Below are 7,399 nucleotides of genomic sequence, written 5' to 3'. Positions count from 1 at the left end.
CGGGAGGTTGCGCGCGAAGAAGTGTTCGGTGATGCGCCGGACGTCGGGGTCGACCCGGATCCACTCGGGGGCACGTCCTCCGGGGATGATGAGGGCGTCGTAGCGCTCGACGTCGACGTCGGCCCAGGGCACGTCGACCGGCAGCTTCCGGCCGTTCTTCTCCACGTAGGCGTCGGAGTTGGGGTCGAACTCGTGGATGACCAGCTGAACGTCACGCATCGTCCGTGAGGAGACGTCGACGTCCCAGCCGCCCTCCTGCACGCGATAGTAGGGATACATAGTGTCGAGCTCCTCGGCGGCGTCGCCGGTAAGGAGCAGCGCTCTGGGCACCTGCTTCTCCTCGCATCTGAGGCGGGTGAGGTGGATTCAATCCGACCACTCGGATCGTATAGGAAAGGTCGCATCCGTTCTCCGTGTCGCGGAACGCGTTCTTTCATTTCATTCGGCCGGCTCATCACGACCTCGCGATCGGCCTCGGTGATCGCCCTGCCGGCGCAACCGCCGTCGGCCTGGACCTAGTGTTCGAATGCCGCCTGCAGGGCGTCGACCCGACCGCCATCACCGCTCCCTTCGAAGGATGGGTCACGTGCGGCACCTGCCGATGTTCCGTCGATGATCACGAGAAGGTCGTGCATGCATCCGCGAGGGTGGTGCGGTCCAGCGTCAGCGCGGCGGGAGCGGCGATCCACCGCCCCCGCCGCGTTAACGGGTCAGCGGCGGCGGTTGAGGTTCTGCATCCACTCCCGCAGCTCGCGCGCCTGCCGCGCGAGCTCGGAACGCGCCGCAGCGTCGCCGGAGGCCTCGTCGTTCGCCAGGTCGACGATCGAGTTCAGCTTCGGGATGGCGGTGGTGTAGTTGGTTGCCAGGTAGCTGTCCCGCGCGATGTCCAGGGCGGCATCGGCGGCGTCCGCGGCGTCCGCGGTCAGCAGCCCGGCCGCTCGGTCGGCCTCGATCAGCATGCTGGTCTCGCGGTAGGACGAGCAGTTGGCGCTCTTGCGGTCGGCGGTCGTCTCGATCCCGCCGAGGATGATCTGCATGAACGAGTCGTCGTAGTACTGCGTCCGGAAGTGGCCGAGGATGTTCGAGAACGCCTTGCCACCGTCCCAGTTCTGGCACCACGCGATCGGGTGGTCGCCGTTCATCAGCCGCAGCGGGTTGGTGGCCGCGTTGCCGCTGTTGAGGCTGCGCTGGTAGCTGTCCTCGTTGAGGCTCAGCAGCGTGTGCACGTCGGCCCGCATGTTGCGGTCGAAGTTGTAGAGCTCGTCGACCGTCAGCCACCGGGCAGGGAGATGCGCGGTCGCCGGGTGCGTGTTGTCCTCGGTCACCACCTCGGCGTGGATGCAACTGCCGCACTGGCCGAACCCGTTCTGGCCGTTCGGATGGTTGGTGAAGAACCCACCGACGAGGTCGCCGTACCACGGCCAGGTGCCGATCTCGAACGAGTCGGCGGCGCCGTGGATGCCGACATAGCCGCCGCCCTGGTGCATGTAGGCCTCGAAGTTCGGCTCCTCGGTGATCGGATTGAGCGGGCCCGGGTGCCCGACGGTGGACTCGAAGACGATCGTGTCGTACTGCTTGAGCGTGTCGAGGCTCAGGAACGGGCTCGTGGGCAGCGTGACGGTCGGGAGTTGCGGGTCGTAGACGTCGACGTTGAAGTTGTGCGCGATGCCGAGCTTCTGGATCGCGGCCACGGTGTGCGGGATGTGGTCGTGCCGGAAGCCCGTCGTCTTGGAGAAGACCAGGACGTTGTAGTCGGCGTCCGGGTTGTGCGGGAGCGGGGCGAGCACCGGGTCCGGAATGACCTTCGGGCCCTCCGCGGGCTCAGAATCGAGGCCCGTCGCGGGCTCCGGCGCGAGCCGGCCGTTGAGCTGGTCGATCAGGTAACGCGCATCGCCCACGAGTGTGCTGCGGGCCGAGCCGGGCGCGATCTGGTCGCCGGCGATCGAGACGAACTCGTGCAGGACCTGGCTCGCGCGCTTGGCCGAGCCGGCGTCGGCGAGCGCCTTCGCCTGGTCGAGCTTGGCTTGGAGCGCCGCGCCGGCCTCCGCCGGGACGCTGCCGGCGGTCACGAACCGGGTGATCAGCGTGCCGACGTCCGCGAACGATGTCGTCACGATGAACGTCTGCGTGTACTTCGCGCTGCTGGAAGCAGCGTCAGACAGATGCACCGCGAGCGTGTGCACGCCGAGTGACAGGTCGGAGGTCTGCACCGGCAACGGCGGGACCAGCTTGCCGTCGAGGTACATGTTCAGCACAGCCACTCCGCCCGAGCCGGGGGCGGGGTCCGTGCGCGTCGGGATGAGTGTGGCGACGTGACCGACGTGACCGTCGGTGATCGCCGGGTACGATGCGGTCGGCGCGCGCGTGTCGATCCGGACCGAGATCGAGCGGAACGCCGCGACGTTTCCGGACGTGTCGACCGCGCGGTACCGGACGTTGGTGTTGCCCTCCTGCGTGATCACCGCCGACGCCGTGGCCGACGCCGGCGCCCCCTCGACGGGCACGTCGATGTAGGCGGCGCCGCCGTTGAGCGAGTACTGGAACTTGGCGATGCCGACGTCGTCGGTCGCCGACACGTTCAGCGTCACCGGGCCGGTGTACCAGTTGTTCTGGCCGGTCGGCGCAGAGGGCGACAGCGTCGCCACGTTGATCGTCGGCGGTGTCGTTTCCTGCGCCCACGACGGTGCCGCGGGGAGGAGTGCGGCCGCCGTCACGCAGGCGGCCACTGCCGATGTGAGAAATCTTCTCCGCATGAGTGTCTTCTCTCTTGCCGCTGTACGGGCGGGTTCGCTAGGTGCCGATGCCCGTGCCGACGAACTCGGCCCAGTTGAGGTTGAACAGGTTGCCGCCCGTGGCGCCACCCGTGACCGAGCGGAACACCAGGAACAGCTCATGCGTCCCGGACATCGAGACCGGGAACGTCTGGCTCGTCCAGGTTCCCGTCCCGCCGGTGGACACGAGGTTGGCCGTCGTCAGGATCGGCCCGGTGATCGAGTCCTGACGGACCTCGATTGCCGCCAGCGGCGACCCGGGCGTGCGGCCGGTCGCCGCGTCCGCCACGCGGAACGTGATCGAATCGATGTTGGTCAGGTTGAATGGGCCGTTGAGCTGGAGCCAGTCGCCCGAGCCCAGGCTGCCGCGGTGCACGCCGGCGCCGCCGTCGGTGTTGGTCGCCGTGTTGGTGCCGGACTGGTTGACGACGAACTCCACCTCCTGGTGCTTCTGGCGGATCTGGTGCTGGCCGGTCGTGGTCAGCTGTGGGACGCCGCCCGGACCGCCGTGGTCGGTGTAGCGCGCCTGGACCACGCCGGAGACGTTGCCGCCGTGTGAGACGTCGTCGGCGACCGTGTGGAGCACGCCCGAGCAGCCGTTGACGGACTCCTCGGCGTGGCCGTGCGCGTCGTGGCCGAGCACGAACGTCACCTGCACCTCGGAGCAATTCACCGTCCCGTCCTCGGGGTCGGTGACCGTGACCGAGAACGGGATGTCGTCGCCGAACGCGAACGTCCCGCCCTCCACCGGCGTATTGACGACCACCGTCGGGCTCGTGTTGCCCACGATGATCACGGTGCTGGTCGAGGTTTGCTTGCCGGACGAGTCGAGCACGGTCAGCACGGCCGTGTAGCGGCCGGACTGCGTGTAGGTGTGTGTCGGGTTCGGGTCGGTCTCGATCGCCGAGCCGTCGCCGAAGTTCCACTCGAAGCGGATCGAGTCGCCGGGATCCTCATCCAGCGAGCCGGCGCTGGAGAAGTTCACGGTCAGCGGTGTTGAGCCGTCGGTGCGGTCCGTGGTGAGCACGGCCTTCGGCGCGCGCTTGCCCTTGACGTACTCCCACTTGTACAGGCCCGCGTCGGGGCTGATGACGTTGAACCCGTTGCCGTAGGTCAGCAGGTAGAACGCGCCGTCAGAACCGAACTGCAAGTCCATCGGGTTGTCGCACTCGAACCGGAACCTGCCTGCCCCGGCGTTCGCGCGGCTGCCGCAATCCAGGAAGTTGTTGATCTTCTGGATGTGGTTGTTCTGCTTGTCGAGCTTGACCTCGCGCAGCGTGTCCTGCGTCCACTCGCTGATGATCACCGAGTCGTCGTAGTACGGCGGGAACTTGTGAGGGTTCGGGTTCTCCGGGTCGTAGTGGTACTTCGTGACCCCGTGCGGACCGACGCCGCCGGTGTAGAGCTCGGGGAACAGCCGCGGGCATTCGGTCGTCGAGCCGGGCGCGATCGGGCCCGGGGTCGGCGCGTAGTAGGCCTCGCATGGGGTGCCGAGCGGCGCGTTCGTGTTGTTGTCGCGGTAGGAGTACCAGATGTCCGGGTCGGTGACCGGCGGGACGTCCCTCAGGCCCGGCTCGACCGTCGGACCGCCCTCAATGTTCCACAGCGAGTCGTTGCGCTGCGTCGGCCCGTCGCAGTCGAACTTCTGAGGCGGGTTGTTCAGCGGCGTGCCCGGGGTGGTGGTGCCGGGCGCGAACTCGTGGAAGCTCCACTGGTAGTGCGCGAGGTCGCGCTTGTAGCACGTCGGCCAGCCGTAGTTGGACGGCTTGCGCACGATCTCGTAGCGGCCGGTGCCCGCCGGGCCGTGCGAGCGCTGCGGTGTCTGGGCGTCGGGCGAGTAGTCGCCGATGTAGGCCACATCGTTCTCGTCGACCTGGATCCGGAACGGGTTGCGGAAACCCATCGCGTAGACCTCTGGCCGCGTCTTGTCCTGCGGCGCGCCCGCGACCAGCGGGAACAGGTTGCCCGACGGGATCGAGTAGGCGCCCGCGCCGGAGCCGAAGTCGGCCTTGTTGGCGTCGGCGGCGGAGATGTCGCCGTCCTTGACCTTGATCCGCAGGATCTTGCCGCGCAGGTCGTTGGTGTTCAGCGCGCTGCGGCGCGAGTCGCCGGTGAGCCGCTGATACCAGCCGCCCGCCTGCGCCGTGCTGGTGGCGATCGACGGCGTGGCGGTGCCGGTCAGGCCGGCGCCGTCGGCGGTGATCTGCGGCTGATCGGACTGCTGCTTGCCGCGGCGGAAGAACACGTTGACGTTCGACGTGTTGACCGGGCCGCCGCTGGTCTGGATCTCATCCGCCTCGATGTTCGAGAGCGCCTCGAGCGCCGCGTCGATCGCATTGCGATCCGCGTTCCACGCGATCGGCTCCGTCGTCTGGCCCTCGAAGGTCAGCGTGAACGTGCCGCCCGTCGCGTTGGTGACGCGCACGGTCTGCTGCTCGTCGGTCTTCTGCGAGTTGTACGGCCCGTAGCCGCCGCCGTTGATGCCGCCCGCGGGCGTGTCATCGCCGGTGACCATCCAGAGGTTGCCGTGCTTGTCGAAGTCGATGTCGCCCCCGACGTGGCAGCACTCCTGGCGGTTGACCGGCACGCGCATGATCTGCTGCTCGGAGCCCATGTCGAGGTGCGCCGGCGTGCTGTCGGTGGCGTCGACGAACTTGAAGCGGCTGAGCTGGAAATAGCCCACGTACGGATCCCACGCGGTCTTGGACGCCGCCACGTCCGGCGGGGTGGTGTTCGGCGTGATCTGGGTGACGACCGATCCGTCGCTCAGCTTGACGTCGGTGACCTCCTTCGGCGAGTAGTAAAGGTAGACCCACTTGTTGGTCGCGAAGCTGGCGTCGACCGCCGGGCCATAGAGCCCGTCCTCGCCCGCGGAGTAGATCTGCTGCGTCATCGGCAGGCTCGGATCGGCGAAGTTGGCGACGACCGTGGTGACGCCCGTGGCCGGGTCGTGCATGCGCAGCGAGCCGAGGCGGTCCGTCTGCAGAACGCGGCCGTCCGGCAGCTGGTCGAAGCCGATCGGCTCCTGCAGGTTCGGCGGCGAGCCGATCTTCGTCTGCTGGTAGTTGGCCAGCACGGTGGCGCCGCAATCGCTGTAGACCGGGTCGGCCTGGCCCGCGGCCCAGCCGATCGCGCCCTTGAGGTGCTTGGTGAGGCCGGCGTCGAAGCTCGCGGCCGTGTTGCCCAGGCCGGTGTAGAACGAGCGGCCGCCCTGGAAGTCCTTACACCACGAGACCGGGTGATCGGCGCCCATCGTGCCCCCGGCGATCCCGTCGAGGTCGGCGCCCTGCGGCTGCGGCCCGAACGGGTCCTCGACGACGGTGTCGAGGACGTGTGACACACCGCGGACGTTCTTCGTGAAGTTGTACCAGTTGTCGGTCCGCGACCAGAACTGCGGCAGATCCTTGGTCGCGTCGTGGACGCGGTCGGCGACCTTCACGTCACCCGATTGCACGTCGGTCCTGCCGGACGCCCGCGTCCCCAGGAGGTCGGTCAGGAACGACCAGGACTCGTCGGTCTCGACCGCCGAGCCGACGCCGACGAAGCCGCCGCCGTCGCGGAAGTAGCTCTCGAAGTTCGCGCGTTGCGCGTCCGTGAGCGGGCTCGCGAGACCCGTGTCCAAGAACACGACCGCGCGGTACTGCGCCAGCTTCTTCTTCGTGAAGTGGTCGCCCACGTCGGCGGGCCCGGGCGCCACGACCGTGAAATCACCGGTTCTGGCCGCATCCCGGATCGCGGCCAGGCCGGCCGACGACACCGCGTCCTGGGTGCTGCGCACCACGAGTACCTTGAAGCCGGCGTCTGGTGGTGCGGGCTTGGCGGCAGACACGGACGGCTGCAGCAGCGCCGGTGCAGCGATGAAAGCGGGCTCAGCCGCCGTGGGGGCCTCGGCGCTCACCGGCGTCGCGAGGAGCGTGATGAAAGGGGCGATGAGGGCTAAGGCCATCGTGGTCGCGGTGCGACGTCTCGGGCGTCGTCCGTTTTCTGGCAGGGCTGCGTCGAGCAGCCTGGCCCACGTTCGATGACGTGGTGACATGGGAAACCCTCTCCTGACCGGGGGATGTCAGGCAAGGCGCGCGCCGCCGCGCTTGTTGCCGCTTGTCTGCGGATACGGGGGGTTGCTGGAGGGTGCCGTCTCCAGGTCTGTGGGGACCCGTCAGTGCTCTGTCGGCCGGGGTAGTGAATCCATGATCGTGGTCGGGTCGTCGATGATCCGGTTGACCACCATGCTTGCGGTGCCGCGGGAAGCGGCGCCGAAGCCGAGCGTGGAGGCGACGCATCGGCACTGGGCGGCGGGGGCGGCCACCACGAGCCGCCGCAGCTGATCCTGCGCGTGGGCAGCAGCCACTCGGCCAGTGAGGCGAAGTAGCCCCCGATGACGATCACTCGCGGGTTGAACAGGTTGGCCACGATCGAGCCGCCGAACCCTGGCCATTGGCCGACCTACGCCACCGCCTGCATCATGCGCCGGTCGCCAGTGCCTTTGCGGTCGTCGTCCAGGCGCCGGATCCGGTCGTGCCGGGTCCGGAGCCGTGCAGCATCAGCACCGTGGGTCCGGTGCCGGTCTCCAGGATGTGGACGGGGGAGCCGTCGACGGTGACGGTCCGAGGTGCGGTCACCGGGACGGG

Annotated in this window: 4 protein-coding genes; all 4 read right to left on the bottom strand. The window is 68.4% G+C overall.

Annotated features, from left to right (window positions below; all coding sequences use genetic code 11):
• On the bottom strand, positions 1-330 hold a 330-nt coding region (locus MPTA5024_RS07425; protein WP_036321008.1), incomplete at its 3' end, for a DJ-1/PfpI family protein.
• Between the two features lie 380 nt (positions 331-710).
• On the bottom strand, positions 711-2,753 hold the full coding sequence (locus MPTA5024_RS07420; RefSeq protein WP_232326267.1) for a ThuA domain-containing protein: 2,043 nt from the start codon (positions 2,751-2,753) through the stop codon (positions 711-713).
• Positions 2,754-2,790: 37 nt separating this feature from the next.
• Positions 2,791-6,549 (bottom strand): ThuA domain-containing protein, encoded by a 3,759-nt coding sequence (locus MPTA5024_RS07415; RefSeq protein ID WP_198166999.1) that lies wholly within the window; start codon positions 6,547-6,549, stop codon positions 2,791-2,793.
• Positions 6,550-6,927: 378 nt separating this feature from the next.
• The gene (locus MPTA5024_RS40680) at positions 6,928-7,119 is read right to left on the bottom strand and encodes a hypothetical protein (RefSeq protein ID WP_157099321.1); all 192 of its coding nucleotides are present in this window, start codon (positions 7,117-7,119) and stop codon (positions 6,928-6,930) included.
• Between the last annotated feature and the right edge of the window lie 280 nt (positions 7,120-7,399).

Source organism: Microbispora sp. ATCC PTA-5024 (assembly GCF_000511135.2).
Classification (GTDB): Bacteria; Actinomycetota; Actinomycetes; order Streptosporangiales; family Streptosporangiaceae; genus Microbispora; species Microbispora corallina.
This window is presented reverse-complemented; position numbering and strand designations above follow the sequence as displayed.

Bases quoted from the DNA above. Each gene is read 5' to 3' on its own strand.
- MPTA5024_RS07420 (WP_232326267.1), bottom strand. From the start codon at position 2,753: ATGCGGAGAAGATTTCTCACATCGGCAGTGGCCGCCTGCGTGACGGCG.